We start from the raw sequence: 19,329 nt of genomic DNA, 5'->3' as shown, positions 1-19,329 counted from the left end.
TCTATAAAAATACCATTGATATTTAATGAACTACAATCATTTTCTTTGTAAATTTCCTGTTAAGAAACTCAAAGTAAAGAACATAAACCCCTGGAGAATACCTAGTTGTAGAAATTTCTTCAACATGATACCCAGCGTTTTTGTAATCTTCAAATACTACACCTAAACTTTGTCCGTAAACATTAAAAATACTTACCTTGACCTCAGATGCAGAAGACAGGGTAAAGCCAATCCTGGTAAAAGTATCCGCCGGATTGGGATAGTTTTGTATTACTGTTGCTTTGAGGTGATTTGCAACAATTTCTTGGTTAAATGCATCAAACCAAATCATCGCCATTACATAATAGCCTCTTTTATTTGGATGCACCTCGTCAGCATACAAGTGCGTTTTTTTCATCACTGAATTAATATCAGCTACTTTTAAGCCTTTCGAAGCAGCCAATGCTTTGTAAGCGATATTGATGTCGTTAATAATGCTATTTATCTTTCTAATGCGATTAAGCTGTGGACCTTTACCAACAGGTTCTAGAAAGGCTTGCAGAGTTCCTACAATAACAGCCATTTTAGCCCGCTGAGCCTTCTCAATCATCTTGCGCATGTTACTTGTCGTTGCCTCAACACTTCCTCCATTACCGCTCGCCATTTGCAGTGCATCATTTACTCCCATCAGCAACATCACAAATCCTGTTTTCCCTGCAATAGCAGAATCAAACCTCGCTAAGCCCTGACTAGTCGTTTCACCTGCAATACCGTAATTATAGATATTAACCGATTTACCTATATAACAATTCTCAATAAAAGATTTTAAAGGTTGTTGAAAGTTAAAAGGCGCAGGTATACCTTCAACTGTACTTGCACCAAAAGTTACCACATTAATACTATCTCCTTTATAAAACTCAGCAGAGCTACTACACGCTGGCATTTTGAGCTGACCTAATGCGGAAAAACAAATAAAAAAAAGAAAAGTCAAACCATACAAACTGGTCAAACTAAATTTTATTTGATTTCTAATCATTCCCACCATTTATAGTCGCGAATATAAGCATCCTCGAACAACTAAATAAAAAAAGCGTAAAGCTCTGTGTTCCCTTCCCAAAATGGCTTTATCACTGGAGTTCTGCAGCATTTCCCCTAATACACTACATTATTACTTGCTGACTACAATTGCATTTTAGCTAACGAGACTTATGAAAATGTTAAAGTCTGCAATCAATTTTTAAAAATTCTTATTGAATGCTATAATATTTTGAAACCTAAAAACTTCTAATGAAGTATCATACTCCCTTAGCGGGATTAAATCATTAGTATGTAACCGATACAAGTTATAGTTATCAATAAGTAAATCGAAAAAGTCCTTAAAAAACGTTCGTGAAATAACATTCATTTCATTGAATTCGAATTGTATAATTGAAATTCTCTTTTCACTTAACATTCTCTTCGCACCAAGTAACACTTTGAATTCATTCCCTTCAGTATCAATTTTTAAAAAATCTATTTTATGGATTTTATGGATTTCACAATATTTATCTATTGTGGTTGCTGTTACAGGTATTGACCGAACCTCACCTGAGTGATGGATTGTTTTTAAAACATCCTGATATAGTGAAGCATGCTCTGATTCTAAATCATTAGAATAAGTATTTATAAAAAAGCGGCCCTCTTCATTGCTAACGCATAAATCGTTAATTACAATCCGTTCAGTGTACTTGTCAGAAAGTCTATTAAGTTTAATAACACAAGACGGTAAAGGTTCAAATGAGTGCACCTCTGCATGATTGAACGTTTTAAGTAAACTTTCCGTATATCTTCCTACGTTTGCTCCGACATCGAAAAAAACCGGGTTGTTAAGATCACTAATTTTTTCTGGTAAAACCTCTTTTACGAAATATGCTTCGCCCGACAAATATTCATTTTCCCAATTTAGAATTCCTATCTGATTGTATGCAAATATTAGAGGATCAATCTTAAATTTTTTAAAAATTTTCTTTATTATTTTGATTTTAAGTGATTCTTTAAACATTAGCGATGTGTTTATCTCTAATATAAAATAAAAGTTTCATAAAAAAAACAAAGCGCTGAAAGAGAAGGAATTAAACATAAAAAACGTTTTGAGAAGCAACTCTGCCATCTGCTTTAAAATATAATAGAATGAAACGCAAAAAAGGCGCCTTGACCTAACACACAAGATTCTTCTAATCACAGATAATTTCTGTAACAATACAATAGGCAAAATATAATTCTTCATCCCAACGACAACAATTAGCACATTTTTTGATATTTTAACGATACACAAAAAATGAAACTATGAAACGACTAATGCTAACTTTACTCGTTCCACTATTTTGCTATGCGCAAGACGGAACGGCCATGAAAATCCGCGTACCATCGCAAGACAGTATTCCAAACACAGGGGTTACTTTAAAAAACAAAGAAGTTATCTACCAAAAAGTCTTCAGTTCGAATCTGAAAAAAGAAGACCTTTTAGACAAACTGACTACACTACTAACAAACATGCGTAATTTTAGGTTTAACAAAACAAATTCTCTTTCAGAATCGAATATATTTGGCCGTTTATTGGACTACCGATGTCACATAGGAAAATTTGAGAGGGGACAGCTGGATGCATCAACGATCCTCAGTTATCCCATGAACGCCTCAGTAGCGGTACAGGTAAAAGACTATAAATATCGTATTACTATTACTGAAATAGCGTTTAAACATAGATCAGACACTACAAGCAATGCAACTTATGAGAGTTTTATTGAAACTTCAATGACTACAAAAAGTCGTGCCGGATTTAAAATGTCCAAAGATAATATAAAAACTGCCAGCGCGCTGGATCAGGATTTGACAGATAAATTTGACCTGACTAAATCTCCTATTTTAGAAGATTTTTAATACAACTAAAAAGCGCATTGAAGATTAACTCTCCAATGCGCTTTGCAATATAATTTCCAGAAGTCTTACAACTTCCTTTTTACTTCAACTTGTTCGTAAGCCTCAACAATATCGCCTACTTCGATGTTATTAAAGTTATGGATGTTCAATCCGCACTCGTAACCTCTTGATACCTCTTTCACGTCATCTTTATAACGTTTCAACGAAGCCAGTTCACCAGTGTAAATTACCACACCATCTCTAACGATACGGATCTTACTGTTACGTGTAATCGTACCATCTAACACCATACAACCGGCAATTGTACCCACCTTAGTGATTTTAAAGGTATCTCTGATCTCAACGTTAGCAGTGATCTTCTCTTCGAATTCAGGGGCCAACATACCCTCCATCGCAGCTTTGATCTCGTTGATCGCATCATAGATGATAGAATATAAGCGGATATCAATCTGCTCAGCCTCGGCCAGTTTACGTGCACCTGTTGAAGGACGCACCTGGAAACCGATGATAATCGCATCAGAAGCAGAAGCTAACAATACATCAGACTCAGAAATCTGACCTACCGCTTTACTAATGATATTGATTTGAATCTCTGGAGTAGACAATTTCAATAACGAGTCAGACAATGCCTCGATAGATCCATCCACGTCACCTTTAACAATCAAATTAAGCTCTTTAAAGTTACCGATAGCCAAACGACGACCGATCTCATCCAACGTAATGTGTTTCTGTGTACGAAGCCCTTGCTCACGCATCAATTGTAAACGTTTGTTTGCAATCTCTCTGGCTTCAACTTCACTTTCCAGTGCATTGAACTTATCACCTGCAGTAGGTGCACCTTGCATACCCAATACCTGTACCGGTACTGATGGGCCTGCCTTATCTACTTTCTGTCCGCGTTCGTTAAACAACGCTTTAACTTTCCCACTATAGCTACCTGCAAGAATAGGATCACCTACTTTTAAAGTACCAGCCTGTACAAGAACAGTAGTAACAATACCACGTCCTTTATCAAGCGTAGCCTCAATTACGCTACCTGTAGCACGTTTGTTCGGGTTTGCTTTAAGGTCTAATAACTCAGCCTCTAATAAAACCTTCTCTAAAAGTAAGTCTACATTTAAACCGCTCTTACCAGAAATCTCCTGCGACTGGAAGTTACCTCCCCAATCCTCAACAAGGATATTCATGATAGAAAGTTGTTCACGTATTTTATCTGAGTTTGCACCCGGTTTATCAATTTTCGTGAAGGCAAATACCAATGGAACACCTGCAGCCTGTGCGTGGTTAATCGCCTCTTTTGTTTGAGGCATCACCGCATCGTCCGCAGCAACAACGATAATTGCAATATCCGCTACCTTGGCACCACGAGCACGCATGGCCGTAAAGGCTTCGTGACCTGGTGTATCCAGGAAGGTAACTTTTTTACCTGTTGGCGTAGTTACCATGTAAGCTCCAATGTGCTGGGTAATACCACCCGCTTCACCTGCAACCACATTCGCTTTACGGATATAATCCAGTAAGGATGTTTTACCATGATCCACGTGACCCATGATGGTTACAACTGGTGCTCTTGGTAATAAATCTTCTTCCGAATCTTCCTCTTCAATAACGATGTCACTTTCATCATCAGGTTTAACGAATTGAATTTCGTAACCAAACTCATCAGCAACGATGGTTAAAGTTTCGGCATCCAAACGTTGGTTGATCGACACAAACATACCTAGACTCATACAAGTCGCGATAATTTTTGTAACCGGCTCATCCATCATCGTAGCCAATTCATTTGCCGTTACAAACTCCGTAACCTTAAGTACACGTGATTGTAACTCTTGCTCCATTGCCGCCTCATCAGCAGACATCGCAACATCATCACGTTTCTGACGACGTAACTTGGCACGTTGAGCAAACTTACCAGACTTACCAGCTCCACTTAAACGTGCAAGTGTTGCTTTGATCTGATCTTGTATTTCTTTTTCCGTAGGCTCTTCTTTAGGTCCGCCAGAAGGAGCTCCTGGTTTATTGTTCCTAAAATTAGGCCTGTTGGCTGTATTGTTAGTATTATTTCTAAAATCTGGCCTGTTCGTAAACGTAGGCGCAGGTTTAGGCGCATTCGGTTGTCCACCACCTTGTGCTTGCTGACCACCTTGGTGTTGTCCACCTTGTTGCTGTTGTTGGCCACCATGACTGCCACCCTGACCAGGATGTCCTCCAGGAGTTTTCTTGCGTTTACGTTTTCTTTTCGCATCAGCGCTTTCTCCCGAAGAAGCAACAGGCTGTGATTTACGATCAGGCGTTACCGGCAAGGTAATCTTTCCAATGATGTTTGGTCCCGATAATTTTACCGAACGTGCTTTAATCACTTCAGTTTCTTCAGGCTTTTCAACTTTAGGGGGTTCAGGAGTTACTTTTGGTGCAACTACTGGCTCAGGAGCTTTAACTACTGGTGCCTCAACAACCGGTTTTGGCTGCTCCTCGGCTTTAGGTGTTTCCACAGGCTTAACAGGTTCAGGTTTTATTTCTGCAACAGGCTGTTCAACCGGCTTCTCTACTTCCTTAACCGGCTCAGGTGCTTTCTCTACAGGAGCTACTGGTGCTACCGGAGCAACAGGCGTTTCGGCCTTAGGTTCTGGTGCAGGCGCAGGAGTTTCCTCTCTTTTAACAGGGCGTGTTTTAGCATTCAAATCATCAAGGTTGATCTTTCCTACTATTTTCACACCAGGTAAAGCTCCTTCATCAGCTTTTTCTTCTGCTTTTTCAGGAGCAGGAGTCTCAGCAGCAGGTTTTTCAACCTGAGGAGTATAAGAATGAAGGTTTTTAACTAAAATCCCCTCATTTTCAAATTCAACATTTTTTCTAGGTGCTTCAGCAACTTTGTCCGTTACTTCAGGCTCATCACGACGAATTTTACCAATAACGATCTGATTGGCTTCTTCTTTTACGATCTTATCGCCCTGAAACTCTTTCAACAATGCGTTATACATGTCGCGGGAGAGCTTAGTAGTGGGTTTATTCTCAACAGAAAAGCCTTTCTTTTCTAAAAACTCAACGGCCGTAGCTATGCCTACGTTAAGTTCCTTAACTGCTTTAAATAAAATTATTGGTTTGTCGTCTGACATTGATATCCTATTTTTTCTTTAATTCTTATACAAAAGTAACGTTTATTCTTCTTTATTTCATGAGTATGTCATTTGTTTTATTCAAACTCTGATTTTAAAATGCTCATGACTTCTTTGATGGTCTCTTCTTCTAAATCGGTACGTTTCACCAATTCATCAACAGACAGGGCCAATACACTCTTAGCCGTATCACAGCCAATCGATTTTAGCTCATCAATAATCCAGCTATCGATTTCGTCCGAGAACTCCTCGATATCCACATCCTCATCTTCCTCACCTGCTTCGCGGTATACATCAATTTCATAACCGGTTAATTTACCAGCCAGCTTAATGTTATGTCCACCACGTCCAATTGCCAGTGAAACCTGATCTGGTTTCAAGTAAACTGAAGCATGTTTGGTTTCATCATCTAATTTAATAGAAGTGATTTTTGCAGGGCTCAATGCCCTTGTAATATATAGTGAGATATTATTTGTAAAGTTAATTACATCAATATTCTCGTTTTTAAGCTCTCTAACAATACCATGGATACGTGAACCTTTCATACCAACACAAGCTCCTACCGGATCAATTCTGTCATCGTAAGATTCTACCGCAACCTTAGCGCGCTCTCCTGGTTCACGAACAATTTTCTTAATGGTAATTAGACCATCGAAAATCTCCGGAACCTCAATTTCGAACAAACGTTGTAAAAACTCAGGGGCAATTCTTGAAATAATGATTTTTGGTGTTGCATTTACCATGTCCACTTTCAAAATCACCGCACGTACAGCATCTCCTTTTTTGAAATAATCAGCAGGGATTTGCTCCGTTTTAGGCATCATTAATTCGTTACCTTCATCATCAAGTACCAAAGTTTCTTTTTTCCAAACCTGATAAACTTCACCGGTAACAATCTCGCCAACTCTATCTTTATATTTTTTAAAGATCTCGTCTTTCTCTAATTCCAATACTTTAGAAACCAGTGTCTGACGGGCAGCTAAAATTGCCCTACGGCCAAAGCTCTCCAAAGTGATCTGCTCAATGTAGTCGTCGCCAACTTCCATATCCGGATCTAACTGCTTCACCTCAGCCAATTCAATTTCTAAATCATCGTCTTCAGAAAAGCCATCTTCCATAACTTTTCTTGTACGCCAGATTTCCAAATCTCCGTTGTCCGGGTTAACAATTACGTCGCAATTCTCATCCGTACCATATTTTTTACGCAACATACTGCGAAATACCTCTTCCAGCACACTAATCACTGTAGGACGGTCGATGTTCTTGAAGTCTTTAAACTCTTGAAATGAATCGATTAAATTAATATTGCTCATTTTTATTTAAATGAAATTAAAACCTTTGTTTCTGTTATCTCATTAAAAGCTATACTGGTTTCAACCAGTTGAACTTTTTTACCTTTTTCTTTAACCTTTGCTTCTATGGTTATGCTGTTTTCATCAGCATTTAACAACTTTCCTTCTTTCACTTCGCCACCTGTCAGTTTTACACTCAGCTCACGTCCAATATTTTTAACATATTGTCTTTTGAGCCTTAAGGGTTCACCGACACCCGGAGAAGAAACTTCCAGATTATATGCTTTTTCAATTGTGTTTTCCTCTTCCAAATGAAAGCCTACATGCCTGCTAATGGCCGCGCAATCCTGAATACTGATCCCTTCATCGCCATCAACATGAATAATAAGCTTATTGTTCGGCAGCATTTTCACCTCAACTAAAAACAGTTCCGGTCTGTCCGAAATCTTCTCTTCAACTAATTCTGTTACTCTTTTTTCTACCTGCATAACCAATTTGCCAATAATAGAAAAGAGGGGACTTCTGCCCCCTCTTACCCTCTATTACAGCGCAAATGTAAGAAATAATTTTGTAAATTAAAAATGCTAAGGCACAATGAGTTCTAATAAGCACGGCTCCCCCCGCATTAAACTTACCTGGTTAGCAACTGCTGTTGTGGACGAACGCGGTTTACAACCTCATCTTTCAACAAATCTTTTATGCTGCCGAAACGGGTATTCAAATGGGTAATCACAAGATAATCCCTCCCCTTTAAAAACGGAACGGAAGGAGTAAAAACAATACAACTATCGGTAACCAAAATCTTTCCATCAACCGGACTCTCTTTTATTGTTGAATCCCGCTCTGATGGAGTTTGCAAAACCGACACTAAACTATTCAGCGTAGTATCATTACCTTCAAGGTTTTGCAATTGCAACAATCCTGCCTGATCTATATCATTAAATACTATAGCGGAACTATCCGCAGAAAATCCGATCAAAAGTGGCTTATTATTTGTTGAGGAACAGGCAAACAGCAAAACAACAAGAAAGAAGACACCAGTTGGCTGTACAAAATATTTAATCATATTCTAAATTAAACATTATGAAACTTATTATCGAAATTTTACTCATGGGACTTGCTGTTTTTATTGGCGCACGTATCGTACCCGGCGTTTCGGTTGACGGTTATGGCACTGCCATCATTGCAGCTATTTTAATTGCACTGGCAAATGCTACTATTGGGTTTATCTTAAGAATTCTTACTTTCCCTGTCAACTTCTTAACACTTGGTTTGGTATCCTTTATCATTTCGGTATTGATGATCATGCTTGTCTCCTATCTAATGGGCGGGTTCAATGTTACAGGCTTTTGGGCTGCAGCATTTCTAGCTATTGCACTGGCATTGTTAAAAGCCATTTACAATGCCATCGCAGGAACAGATAACGACTAATCATATCTATCGGTGCTTATATGCCCTCTAATAAACGGGAATCTACCGCTACAATTATATGCTGTTCAGTTTTACCATTGAACAGCATATAATTGTAGCGGCTACGTCTGTTTCCTTAAGCGACAACCCCATCCCTTATTTTAAACGCGACTTTTAAAGCTTCGTTTTCTGATACTGCCATTACATACATGCAAATCTCCTCTCCTTCAAAAAAGTAATGGCCGTTGATGGCCAGTTCGGATCTTTGTAAATCATTGGCCAGAGAAATTACGTACACATCATTCTGCCTATTGAGCTGAATAAAAAAGCAATCTTTAGTGATGTCCGTGTAAAAACCTGGATTAAGACGACATTCCACAATCTGCCCGTCGCTGTAGGTTCTAAACCTGTTTAAATATGCTTTGGCAGTATCCATATCGTCAAAAGCGACCTGCACAGGAATGTCTGATTCGTCATTTGGTTCAAGGATAAAAAAGATAGTTTCTTGGGTTTGTTGCTGTTGAAGTTTCATATTATTGTTTTTAAAAGTTAATAATATGAGTCCCGATGGAAATTTAGCAGAAGGCCTGCTGAATTGTTTTAACCATAAATAGAGTTAAAACGAAGGTGCACTATAGCGGGCCTAGAGTAAATTCCGCAATCCCGGGCTTCTCACGGCCTTGAACACAGATTACAATAGACCCATAACGCTATAGTGCACCGCCAAAAGTACAATAAATATTGTTATGGGTTTAATCTATTGCCTCGGTTCGTAGTTGTGAGAATTTGGGATTCGAGACTCTTTAATTAATACCTCATTTAAGAAGTATGATATGTTATATAGTTCTTTATTTCATTGGCTTTTTTTAAGATTAATGATTTTATTTGATCGTTTCAGGCAGGTATCACAAATTGTGATACCTCCAACCACTCTTGCTTTCCCAACTTGAGGTCGCAATTTGCGACCTCAAAGAGCTAACAACTTTAACCTTCATAATATTAGCGTTTTACTTTAAAACCTATTTGCTCTCTCGGGCTATCTTCCTTATCCAGGAATTTATTAAGATAAGAAAATAGTAATTCAATCTTCTGGTCTTGCTTTATCATTTGCTTTTCAACCTGTTCGACTCTAATAAATACATCTTTATGAGCTAAGAACAATTCCCTTATTCGAGTATATACACGCATGATGTGAATATTAACTTGGATAGCTCTCTCACTATTAAGTATGCTAGACAGCATTAAAACACCATGTTCAGTGAAGCAAAATGGCATATAGCGCAATCCCTGACGATCCTCTTTGGAGGTCACAAATTGTGACCTCCAATTCTCCAACTCTTCTCTGGTCATTTCAAACATAAAGTCTTCTGGAAAACGTGTAATATTACGTCTTACTGCCTGCTTTAACGCTTTGGTTTCAACTCCATAAAGCTCGGCAAGATCCCTATCCAACATTACTTTCTGACCTCTGAGGATATAAATCTTACTCAAAACAGCTTCGTCTGGAATGCCAACATGTTTATCCGTCATAATTTCATTGCTATATCAGCCTACATTGTTTGCGCTGAAGACAGGTATTAATTCCCCAACAAATAATTCATTAACCCGAACGTCATAAGAAAACTTATAATAATCACTATTTTCTTAAAATTAATTTGATTTTTTTCCAACAACTCAGAAAACAGGCATGCCGAAGGAAACAATAAAAGAAAACAAAACAATCAATTTCAGGAAAGTAATTCCAAACATCAAACGATTTCAGGAAGAAGTTTCCTACTAAACAATCAAAATCAGGAATAACTAGTATCGAACTAGTTCGAGTTAGCCTAAATCGACAAGTAATATCCGGACAAGACACAACGAAATTGATGGCTTATGAATTAAGGATAATCAAAGAATGAATAGAGGGTTCCTTTACTGTTGCTTTACCCTTCCTTTACCCTCGCTTTACCCCTGCTTTACCCAAATGGTAAAGGAACCCTAAAGAAAGGGTAAAGCAACGGTAAAGAAAAAGTCTCTTTATTCCTTATTCATTACTTAGTCATAATAAAGTCATTACAACCACAGACCGATATGCATGCGCATCCCATTTGCTTTCAAACCAGGTATATCAAAACAAAAAGGCGGATACTCAGAATCAACTGAACATCCGCCTTATATTGAAATTATTGTTTCCTATCTAATGATCTCTCTGGAAATGACCATTTTCTGAATTTCGGTAGTACCCTCGTAAATCTGTGTTATTTTTGCATCACGCATTAAACGTTCAACATGGTACTCTTTTACAAAACCATATCCACCATGTATCTGTACAGCTTCAACACTTACGTCCATTGCTACTTTCGATGCATATAATTTAGCCATAGAACCAGCAAGTGTATAAGGTTGCCCCTGATCCTTTAACCATGCCGCTTTATAAACCAACATTCTTGCTGCTTCAATTTGCGTAGCCATATCAGCCAATTTAAAAGCGATGGCCTGGTGCTCAGCAATAGGCTTACCAAACGATTTACGCTGTTTAGCATATTCAAGTGCAAGTTCGTACGCACCAGCAGCAATACCTAATGCCTGTGCCGCGATACCAATCCGACCACCTTCAAGTGTTTTCATAGCGAATTTAAAACCAAAACCGTCCTCGCCAATGCGGTTCTCTTTTGGCACCTTAACATCATTAAACATTAGCGAGTGGGTATCAGAACCGCGAATCCCCATTTTATTTTCTTTAGGACCAACCGTAAAACCTTCCATGCCCTTTTCAACGATAAAAGCGTTGATACCTTTATGCTTTAAAGATTTATCTGTTTGTGCAATAACCAAATAAGTAGAAGCAGTACTGCCATTGGTAATCCAGTTCTTTGTACCGTTTAACAAATAGTAGTCACCCATATCCTCGGCTGTAGTCTGTTGCGACGTTGCATCAGATCCCGCTTCTGGTTCCGACAAACAAAACGCCCCGATCTTTTCTCCGGAGGCTAAAGGCTTTAAATATTTTTCTTTTTGGAATTCGGAACCGTAAGATTCCAGTCCGTAGCAAACGAGAGAGTTATTTACAGATACGACTACAGAGGCAGAAGCGTCAATCTTTGACAACTCTTCCATAACCAGGACATAAGACAAGGCATCCAGACCACTACCATTGTATTTTTCTGATACCATCATTCCCAGAAAGCCCAGTTCGCCCAGTTTTTTCACCTGTTCTGCAGGGAATTTCTGATGCTCATCTCGTTCGATAACTCCAGGTTTCAATTCAGTCTGCGCAAAATCTCTTGCAGCCTGCTGGATCATCAATTGTTCTTCACTTAATTGAAATAGCATAATAATATTATATAATAATAAGTTACGCCAAATTTATATATTCTCCGGGATATTACTATGGCTGCATAGTAATATTATTTCAGCAAGTGATTATTGTCGTCTGGGAACACCAAAACAGGATGATATTTCTTCGCCTCTTCAATCGGTAAAGAGCCATAAGACATAATGATCAGAATGTCACCAACCTGAACCTTTCGGGCTGTTGCACCATTTAAACAAACAGTACCACTCCCGCGCGCTCCTTTAATCACATACGTCTCAAAACGCTCGCCGTTATTGTTGTTTACAATCTGTACTTTTTCATTTGCAATGATATGGGCGGCATCCATCAAATCTTCATCAATGGTGATGCTTCCAACATAGTGTAGTTCAGCCTGTGTTACTCTAACACGGTGTATTTTCGATTTTAATATCTCGATAATCATGTTGCAAAGTTAACTAATTTTATGAATGAGCGGTTTTTTCTATTTTCACCGAAGTATCATATTATCAATAAGACGGGTCTGACCAACCTTGGCAGCTACCAGGGCCACAATATCATGGTGACTTTTATCTACTTCCGGCAACAAAGTTTCCCCATTGGCAATCGTAAAATAATCAAGCTCAACACCAGGGGTCTCATTGATTAGTTTTTTCGCTTCTTCTAACAACTGCGGGACACTTAACGATGAAAAATTATTTTTTACAAAAAGCAAAGCCTGGCTAAGCACCAGCGCATTTTTTCTATCAGCCTCAGTGAGATGGATATTTCTCGAACTCATCGCTAAGCCATCATCTTCCCGTATAATCGGACAGGATACAATCTGAATGGGCATCTCAAAATGAGCAACCATATTCTTAATCATCAATACCTGCTGAAAATCTTTCTGACCAAAGAATGCTACGTCTGGGTTTACTGCATCAAACAGCTTCTTTACAATCTGAGTTACGCCCTGATAATGCCCTCTCCTAAACTCTCCTTCTAGCAGGAACTCTGCCGGACCTAGGTCTATATGCCATTCTTCCGGGGCCGGATACATTTCCGTAACCGAAGGCATAAACACCACGTTACAACCTGCATCTTCCAACATCTTCATGTCGTGCTCAAGCGGCCTCGGATATTTTTCCAGGTCCTTCGGATCAGTAAACTGGGTAGGATTTACAAAAATGCTGCATACCACCACATCAGCCTGTAGCTGCGCTATTTTTATGAGCGACACATGTCCTTTATGCAAAGCACCCATTGTGGGTACCAATGCAATTTTCTGCTGAGTCAGTTTAAGTGGCTCAAGCAACGACTTTAATGCCGCTATAGTATTTATTACTTTCAAAGTAGCTTGTAAAATTTCAAGGGGCAAAGTTGGTTATTTCTGCATTCCCAACAAAACATCTTGCGTATATTATTGATAAATGTTATTATTTTGCTTACCTTTGCCCCTTGATAATCTTTTCTTTAACATAAATTTTTATTTAGAATATGGAGATGGCAAAAACGAAGCTACTGATTGTTACACACGAGATGTCGCCTTTCCTTGAACTCACAAAGATTTCTGAAATTACCCGTCAACTACCACAGGCAATGCAGGATAAAGGATTTGAGATCCGCATATTGATGCCGAGGTTTGGGAATATTAATGAAAGAAGGAACAGATTGCACGAAGTTATCCGTTTATCTGGAATGAACATTATCATTGATGATAATGACAATCCACTAATCATTAAGGTTGCTTCTATCCCGGCTGCGCGTATGCAGGTTTACTTCCTTGACAATGAAGACTATTTTCAGCGCAAGTATGTATTCAGGGACAAAGAGAACAAGTTTTATGCGGATAATGACGAAAGAACGATCTTCTTTTGCAAAGGCGCATTGGAAACTGTTAAAAAATTAGGATGGGCTCCTGATATTGTGCATTGCCATGGCTGGATGACATCATTGGTGCCTGCTTATATCAAAACCACTTATAAAAACGATCCTACTTTTAAAAACTCAAAAGTTGTATATTCTATTTATGAGAATTGCTTTACTGAGACTTTAAATGTTGACCTGCATAAAAAAGCAATCATGAATTCAATGACTGCTGACGATACTAAAATGTTCGAAAATGCTGATTGTAATATTCTGCACATGGGTGCCGTAAGTTACTCTGATGCAGTGGTATTAGCCGACGAAAACATTCACAGCAATGTGTTAAAATTTGTTAAAGATTCTAATAAACCAACTTTAGCTTATAATTTAACAGAAAATTTTGAAAACTTCTATTCTTTATATGAGGAGATTTCGAATGAAGAATTGGCTTCAATAGCATAAACTCAGGTATTATTAAATTATATATGAAATTTACAAAACAAGACTTATTAACCATGTTGATAGGTCTTTTTCTTTTTGCTTCCTGTAAAGACTCCAACACTATTGGTTTGGACATGGATGAAAACTTCGAAATTAAAGGTGTGAAGATGGATACGACAACCGTTACATCGCAAACCGTGTTAGATGATGTAACATCTGGCGTAGGCTTGACCAGGCATCCTTTAGGCGCGATGAGCGATGATATTTTTGGAGAAACCAATGCAGGCCTTGCGTTTGCTTTAGGGCGACCAGGCAACACGGGTTATTCATTTGGAAAATATCCTGCTATTGACTCGGCAGTTCTTGTTTTGCCTTTTTCTACTCAGTTTTATGGTGATACAACTACTTCAATTTATAACGTTAAAGTAAGTCAGCTTACGAACGATTTATCCAAAGAAACGTCTTTCCTTATTGACAAAAACTGGGCTGCCAGCAGCGCTGTACTTGGAGAATTCAATGGTAAAATTAAACCAACTACAAAGTTTAAAATTTACAATGTAGTAACGGGTAAACCCGATACACTAGCTACTGTTGTTCCACAAATCAGAATTAAACTGGATACTACTTTTGTTGGGGCGAATATCGTTAGACTGGACTCTGTTACTTTATCAACCGCCAATAATTTCTACAGAAGCCTTAAAGGCTTTAAAGTAACGGCTACCAAATCAAATGGTACGGGCGGTATTATGTTTCTTGATTTCGCAGGAACGGAAGGAAGAATTGAGCTGTATTATAAAAAGCAAAATGCAACTACAGCAACTTTAAGAGATACAGTATCTGTAAACTTCCCGGTTGGCAGAGCTGCCGGACCAGTTACAGCAACCGTAAAGCATAACTACACAGGAACACCTGTAAAGGATCAACTGGACAATCCTAATGGGACTTATGCTGTAACTTATTTACAAGCCTTAGCCGGATTAAAAAATAAAATTTCTTTCCCTTATTTAAAGAAATTCGTAAGCGACATAAAAGCGAAAAATACAGCTAAAACTACTATTTTGGTTAACAAAGCTGAACTCGTGATTGACCTGAGCGACGGTACAGATGTCGTTCCTTTTAGCGCAGCTCAACGATTGGCTTTATACAGATTTGACATCGCAGGACAAAGAGCAAATGTTCCGGACAATGACAACAGTATACAAGGATCTTACAATGGCGACCCTAGAGCACTTGGAAATGAGCTTTTATTTGGAGGATACTTTGACTCTGTCAACAAAAGATATATTTTCACCATAACCAGTTATATCCAGGATTTATTAGATGGAAAGACTGAGGATTATGGAACATTTTTAGCACCAAGCTCACTTACCGAATTTAATATTAGTCCTTCGGTAACTTCTGCAGCCCGCTCTGTTATACACACCTACAAAAAAGGCGCAGCGCCAGCAGATAAGAGATTACGACTGAACATTTATTACACACAGATAAATTAAAATTCGACTGAATTTGTAGTCAAATCCCCCGAGATTAATTAATTTCGGGGGATTTATTTTTTATACCTAATATAAACCTATCGTATGTGTGGAATAGTTGGTTACATCGGCCATAGAGAAGCTTGGCCTATCGTTATTAAAGGACTAAAAAGATTAGAATATCGTGGCTATGATAGCGCCGGGATCGCTTTAATTAATGAGTCCGGATTAAACATTTATAAAAAAGCGGGTAAAGTTCAGGAACTGGAAAAGTTTGCCGAAGGAAAAAACCTATCAGGTACTATCGGGATCGGACATACCAGATGGGCAACCCATGGTGCGCCGTCTGACAGGAACTCTCATCCTCATACCTCAAACAACGGTAAACTCACCATTATTCATAATGGGATCATTGAAAACTATGCTACTCTGAAAGAAGAATTGCGGACAAGGGGGCATGAGTTCAAAAGTGACACAGATACGGAAGTTCTGGTTCACCTGATCGAAGAGGTCTATAAGAATGACAATACTGATCTTTTAGAAGCGGTTAGACTTGCCCTTAATGAAGTAAACGGAGCATATGCCATCGTAGTTATGGACGAGGACCAGCCGGAACAGTTGATTGCTGCAAGAAAAGGCAGTCCGATGGTAATTGGTGTTGGTGACGGAGAATATTTTATTGCTTCTGATGCTACGCCAATTGTGGAGTACACCAAGAATGTCATTTATCTTAACGATAATGAAATCGCATTTCTGAAACGCGATGAATTACTGATCAAACGTTTAGATAATGTGGTTCAAACCCCATATGTTCAGGAACTGGAGCTGAAACTGGAAATGCTTGAAAAAGGTGGCTATGAGCATTTCATGCTTAAAGAAATCTATGAGCAACCGCGATCGGTAAGAGATTGTTTAAGGGGACGAATTTATCCTAATGAAGGTCGTGTACAGTTGGGTGGTATTAATGAATATGCCGAAAAATTAAAAAACATAGACCGCATCATTATTGTAGCATGCGGTACTTCATGGCATGCAGGATTGGTTGGGGAATATCTGATTGAAGAATATGCACGAATCCCGGTTGAAGTTGAGTACGCCTCGGAATTCAGGTACAGAAATCCAATTATTACAGAAAAAGACGTAGTAATTGCAATTTCTCAATCTGGCGAAACTGCCGATACTATGGCTGCTATTGAAATGGCCAAAGAAAAGGGAGCAACTATATTCGGTGTTTGTAACGTAGTTGGTGCTTCAATACCGCGACTAACACATGCTGGTGCTTATACCCATGCCGGACCAGAGATTGGTGTTGCATCTACAAAAGCATTTACAGCACAGGTTACCGTACTTACCCTGATTGCTTTCCACCTGGCGCAACAAAAAGGAACCTTAACCGGTTCTAAACTTGCTGAGCTGCTTACGGAATTGGATCATATCCCTTCAAAAATTGAAGAAGCGCTGGAATCCGATAAAATGATCCAGGAAATTGCAGAAAAATTCAAAGATTCAAGGAATTGCTTATTCCTTGGTAGAGGTAGCGGTTTTCCTGTTGCATTAGAGGGCGCTTTAAAGCTAAAGGAGATCTCGTACATCCACGCAGAAGGCTACCCTGCTGCCGAGATGAAACATGGCCCAATCGCCTTAATTGACGAAGAAATGCCTGTTGTTGTTATTGCTACCAAAAATTCTTCTTACGAAAAGGTAATCAGTAACATTCAGGAAGTAAAGGCCAGAAAAGGGATTGTATTGGCAATTGTTACCCAGGGAGATGTTGAAGTTAGAAAAATGGCTGATTACTGCATTGAAATACCTGATGCTAGTGAGGCTTTCTTACCGTTAGTGGCAACCATTCCATTACAGTTGTTATCATATCATATTGCTGTACTTAGAGGCTGCAATGTTGATCAGCCAAGAAACCTGGCAAAATCAGTTACGGTAGAATAATACTAAAAAGGGCCTGTATCAAAATGATCAGGCCCTTTTTTATGCTGTTCGCTTCCACGAATCTATTTCAGTCAAAAGGGTAAATCCCCCGAAGGATCTGTTAGATCTGTATACTCAGTTTCGCTTTTTGGAGTTGTATTCTCTGTACTTACCGGGGTATGTTCAAAATCACTTTTCCTACCCAGGATAGTGAAATTTTCGGCAACCACTTCTGTAACATATTTCTTTACCTTTTCCCTGTCTTCGAAAGAGCGGGTACGCAATTTACCTTCAATATAAACCAGCTTGCCCTTTTGCAAATACTTAGAGGCAACCTCTGCCAGTCCTCTCCACAAAACTATATTGTGCCACTCTGTTTGCTCTATTCTTTTGCCGTCTTTGTTATAGGTTTCTGATGTTGCCAATGGGAAACTGGCAACAGTCACACCTCCATCTAAATGCCGCACTTCAGGATCTTTGCCTAAATGTCCGACTAAAATAACTTTGTTAATACCTGACATGAATTATAGTTTTTCTAAGTAATTAAAATGGGTATTCATAAAATTGGTGATCACCTTTGGCTGTGGCAATTCGTTAAATTCCTCGAATGAAACCCATTTTATGTCTGTATCCTCATTAAAGTTAATGATATAATTATCTAAAGCAAAAAATTGAACATATATAGTTTGGTGAGTTAACAAATGTTTTTGCTGACTTAATGCAGTGATTTTGCAGTCTTTACCAAATGCCAACGTCAATTTCTCTGAAAAACTTTTATAATCTTCCTGATAATTATCCGTTGTTTCTATTAAAGGAAAGTCATAAAGCTCCTGCCATATGTCACCAGCGTTACGTTTTTTAACCAGAATCTGATCATTCCCGGTTCCCATAAAATAATTAAAGTATCGCGTACGCTTTTTTAGTTTATTGAGTTTAACCGGCAATACATTTACCAGACCTTGCTCCCTGGCTACACATCCTGTCTGAAGCGGACACACACTACAATCGGGTGATTTTGGCTTACACTGAAGTGCGCCAAACTCCATAATTGACTGGTTATAGATAGCAGCATGCTGATCTTCAATAAGAGATTGAGCAAGATTTAAAAATTGCTTTTTTCCGCTACTGCTATTTATAGGTTCTTCAATACCAAAATAGCGGGACAACACCCTAAAAACATTCCCATCAAGTACCGCCTTACGTTCATTGGCAGAAAATGAAGCGATGGCGGCTGCAGTATAATCACCAATTCCTTTTAATTTTATCAATGCATCATAGCTTGTGGGGAACTGCCCGTTGTGTTCCTCGCGTACCTGCACCGCGGTAAAAAGCATATTTCGTCCTCTCGAATAATAACCAAGTCCTTGCCACAATTTAAGTATCTGTGTTTCTGTTGCAGCGGCAAAGTCCAGCACTGTAGGGTAATTTTGCAAAAACCTGTTAAAATATGGCAGCCCCTGTTCTACCCTGGTTTGCTGCAAAATAACTTCCGATAACCAGATTACATAGGCATCATTAGTATTTCTCCAGGGCAAATCCCTTTTGTATTTTAAATACCATTTTACGATTTCAGATTGAAAACTCATGCCGGTAAAAATACGGCGTAAATATTTGATTTTAATAAAACTTGCAATCCG

At 38.7% G+C, this 19,329-nt stretch carries 18 protein-coding genes; 5 read left to right on the top strand and 13 right to left on the bottom strand.

Annotated features, from left to right (window positions below; genetic code table 11):
- Window positions 1-22 precede the first annotated feature (22 nt).
- Entirely contained in the window at window positions 23-1,015 is a 993-nt protein-coding gene (locus R2Q84_RS12545; protein ID WP_316816889.1) for a GDSL-type esterase/lipase family protein, read from the bottom strand.
- Between the two features lie 201 nt (window positions 1,016-1,216).
- Window positions 1,217-2,020, bottom strand: coding sequence for an FkbM family methyltransferase (locus tag R2Q84_RS12540; RefSeq protein ID WP_316816888.1), 804 nt, complete (start codon window positions 2,018-2,020; stop codon window positions 1,217-1,219).
- A gap of 284 nt (window positions 2,021-2,304) precedes the next feature.
- Here R2Q84_RS12540 and R2Q84_RS12535 point away from each other — a divergent pair, with 284 nt between their 5' ends.
- Window positions 2,305-2,898, top strand: coding sequence for a hypothetical protein (locus R2Q84_RS12535; protein ID WP_316816887.1), 594 nt, complete (start codon window positions 2,305-2,307; stop codon window positions 2,896-2,898).
- 65 nt (window positions 2,899-2,963) lie between these two features.
- Here the strand turns inward: R2Q84_RS12535 and infB are convergent, their stop codons facing one another.
- The 4 genes from infB to R2Q84_RS12515 all read right to left on the bottom strand — a co-directional run bounded on the left by infB (window position 2,964) and on the right by R2Q84_RS12515 (window position 8,372).
- A complete protein-coding gene (gene infB, locus R2Q84_RS12530) occupies window positions 2,964-6,014 on the bottom strand; it encodes a translation initiation factor IF-2 (protein ID WP_316816886.1) in 3,051 nt (1,016 codons plus the stop codon).
- 77 nt (window positions 6,015-6,091) lie between these two features.
- Window positions 6,092-7,327: a transcription termination factor NusA gene (gene nusA / locus R2Q84_RS12525; protein ID WP_316816885.1), complete on the bottom strand. Its 1,236-nt coding sequence runs from the start codon at window positions 7,325-7,327 to the stop codon at window positions 6,092-6,094.
- Between the two features lie 2 nt (window positions 7,328-7,329).
- Window positions 7,330-7,794 (bottom strand): ribosome assembly cofactor RimP, encoded by a 465-nt coding sequence (gene rimP, locus R2Q84_RS12520; protein WP_316816884.1) that lies wholly within the window; start codon window positions 7,792-7,794, stop codon window positions 7,330-7,332.
- Between the two features lie 143 nt (window positions 7,795-7,937).
- On the bottom strand, window positions 7,938-8,372 hold the full coding sequence (locus tag R2Q84_RS12515) for a hypothetical protein (RefSeq protein WP_316816883.1): 435 nt from the start codon (window positions 8,370-8,372) through the stop codon (window positions 7,938-7,940).
- A 17-nt stretch (window positions 8,373-8,389) separates the two neighbouring features.
- On the opposite strand from R2Q84_RS12515, the gene R2Q84_RS12510 reads away from it, so the two are divergent.
- A complete protein-coding gene (locus R2Q84_RS12510) occupies window positions 8,390-8,737 on the top strand; it encodes a phage holin family protein (RefSeq protein ID WP_316816882.1) in 348 nt (115 codons plus the stop codon).
- A gap of 115 nt (window positions 8,738-8,852) precedes the next feature.
- Here the strand turns inward: R2Q84_RS12510 and R2Q84_RS12505 are convergent, their stop codons facing one another.
- The 5 genes from R2Q84_RS12505 to panC form a co-directional block, all read right to left on the bottom strand.
- On the bottom strand, window positions 8,853-9,248 hold the full coding sequence (locus tag R2Q84_RS12505) for a hypothetical protein (RefSeq protein WP_316816881.1): 396 nt from the start codon (window positions 9,246-9,248) through the stop codon (window positions 8,853-8,855).
- A 467-nt stretch (window positions 9,249-9,715) separates the two neighbouring features.
- On the bottom strand, window positions 9,716-10,246 hold the full coding sequence (locus tag R2Q84_RS12500; RefSeq protein ID WP_316816880.1) for an ORF6N domain-containing protein: 531 nt from the start codon (window positions 10,244-10,246) through the stop codon (window positions 9,716-9,718).
- 645 nt (window positions 10,247-10,891) lie between these two features.
- Window positions 10,892-12,031, bottom strand: coding sequence for an acyl-CoA dehydrogenase (locus R2Q84_RS12495; protein ID WP_316816879.1), 1,140 nt, complete (start codon window positions 12,029-12,031; stop codon window positions 10,892-10,894).
- A gap of 74 nt (window positions 12,032-12,105) precedes the next feature.
- Window positions 12,106-12,456 carry an aspartate 1-decarboxylase gene (panD, locus tag R2Q84_RS12490; protein ID WP_316816878.1) on the bottom strand — a complete coding sequence of 117 codons (351 nt, stop codon included), beginning with the start codon at window positions 12,454-12,456 and terminating at the stop codon, window positions 12,106-12,108.
- A gap of 45 nt (window positions 12,457-12,501) precedes the next feature.
- Window positions 12,502-13,341 (bottom strand): pantoate--beta-alanine ligase, encoded by an 840-nt coding sequence (gene panC / locus R2Q84_RS12485; RefSeq protein WP_316816877.1) that lies wholly within the window; start codon window positions 13,339-13,341, stop codon window positions 12,502-12,504.
- A 152-nt stretch (window positions 13,342-13,493) separates the two neighbouring features.
- Here panC and R2Q84_RS12480 point away from each other — a divergent pair, with 152 nt between their 5' ends.
- From R2Q84_RS12480 to glmS, 3 genes are all read left to right on the top strand, one after another.
- Window positions 13,494-14,318 carry a glycogen/starch synthase gene (locus R2Q84_RS12480; RefSeq protein WP_316816876.1) on the top strand — a complete coding sequence of 275 codons (825 nt, stop codon included), beginning with the start codon at window positions 13,494-13,496 and terminating at the stop codon, window positions 14,316-14,318.
- Between the two features lie 23 nt (window positions 14,319-14,341).
- Window positions 14,342-15,790, top strand: coding sequence for a DUF4270 domain-containing protein (locus tag R2Q84_RS12475; RefSeq protein WP_316816875.1), 1,449 nt, complete (start codon window positions 14,342-14,344; stop codon window positions 15,788-15,790).
- Window positions 15,791-15,874: 84 nt separating this feature from the next.
- Window positions 15,875-17,713 carry a glutamine--fructose-6-phosphate transaminase (isomerizing) gene (gene glmS / locus R2Q84_RS12470; RefSeq protein ID WP_316816874.1) on the top strand — a complete coding sequence of 613 codons (1,839 nt, stop codon included), beginning with the start codon at window positions 15,875-15,877 and terminating at the stop codon, window positions 17,711-17,713.
- Window positions 17,714-17,784: 71 nt separating this feature from the next.
- Here the strand turns inward: glmS and R2Q84_RS12465 are convergent, their stop codons facing one another.
- On the bottom strand, window positions 17,785-18,213 hold the full coding sequence (locus tag R2Q84_RS12465; RefSeq protein ID WP_316816873.1) for a single-stranded DNA-binding protein: 429 nt from the start codon (window positions 18,211-18,213) through the stop codon (window positions 17,785-17,787).
- 3 nt (window positions 18,214-18,216) lie between these two features.
- Window positions 18,217-19,278 carry an A/G-specific adenine glycosylase gene (gene mutY, locus R2Q84_RS12460; protein ID WP_316816872.1) on the bottom strand — a complete coding sequence of 354 codons (1,062 nt, stop codon included), beginning with the start codon at window positions 19,276-19,278 and terminating at the stop codon, window positions 18,217-18,219.
- Window positions 19,279-19,329: the final 51 nt, after the last annotated feature.

Source organism: Pedobacter nyackensis, from assembly GCF_032678475.1.
Taxonomy (GTDB): Bacteria; Bacteroidota; Bacteroidia; order Sphingobacteriales; family Sphingobacteriaceae; genus Pedobacter; species Pedobacter nyackensis_A.
Note: the sequence above shows the minus strand (reverse complement) of the source record. Positions and strands in the feature narration are given on the sequence as shown.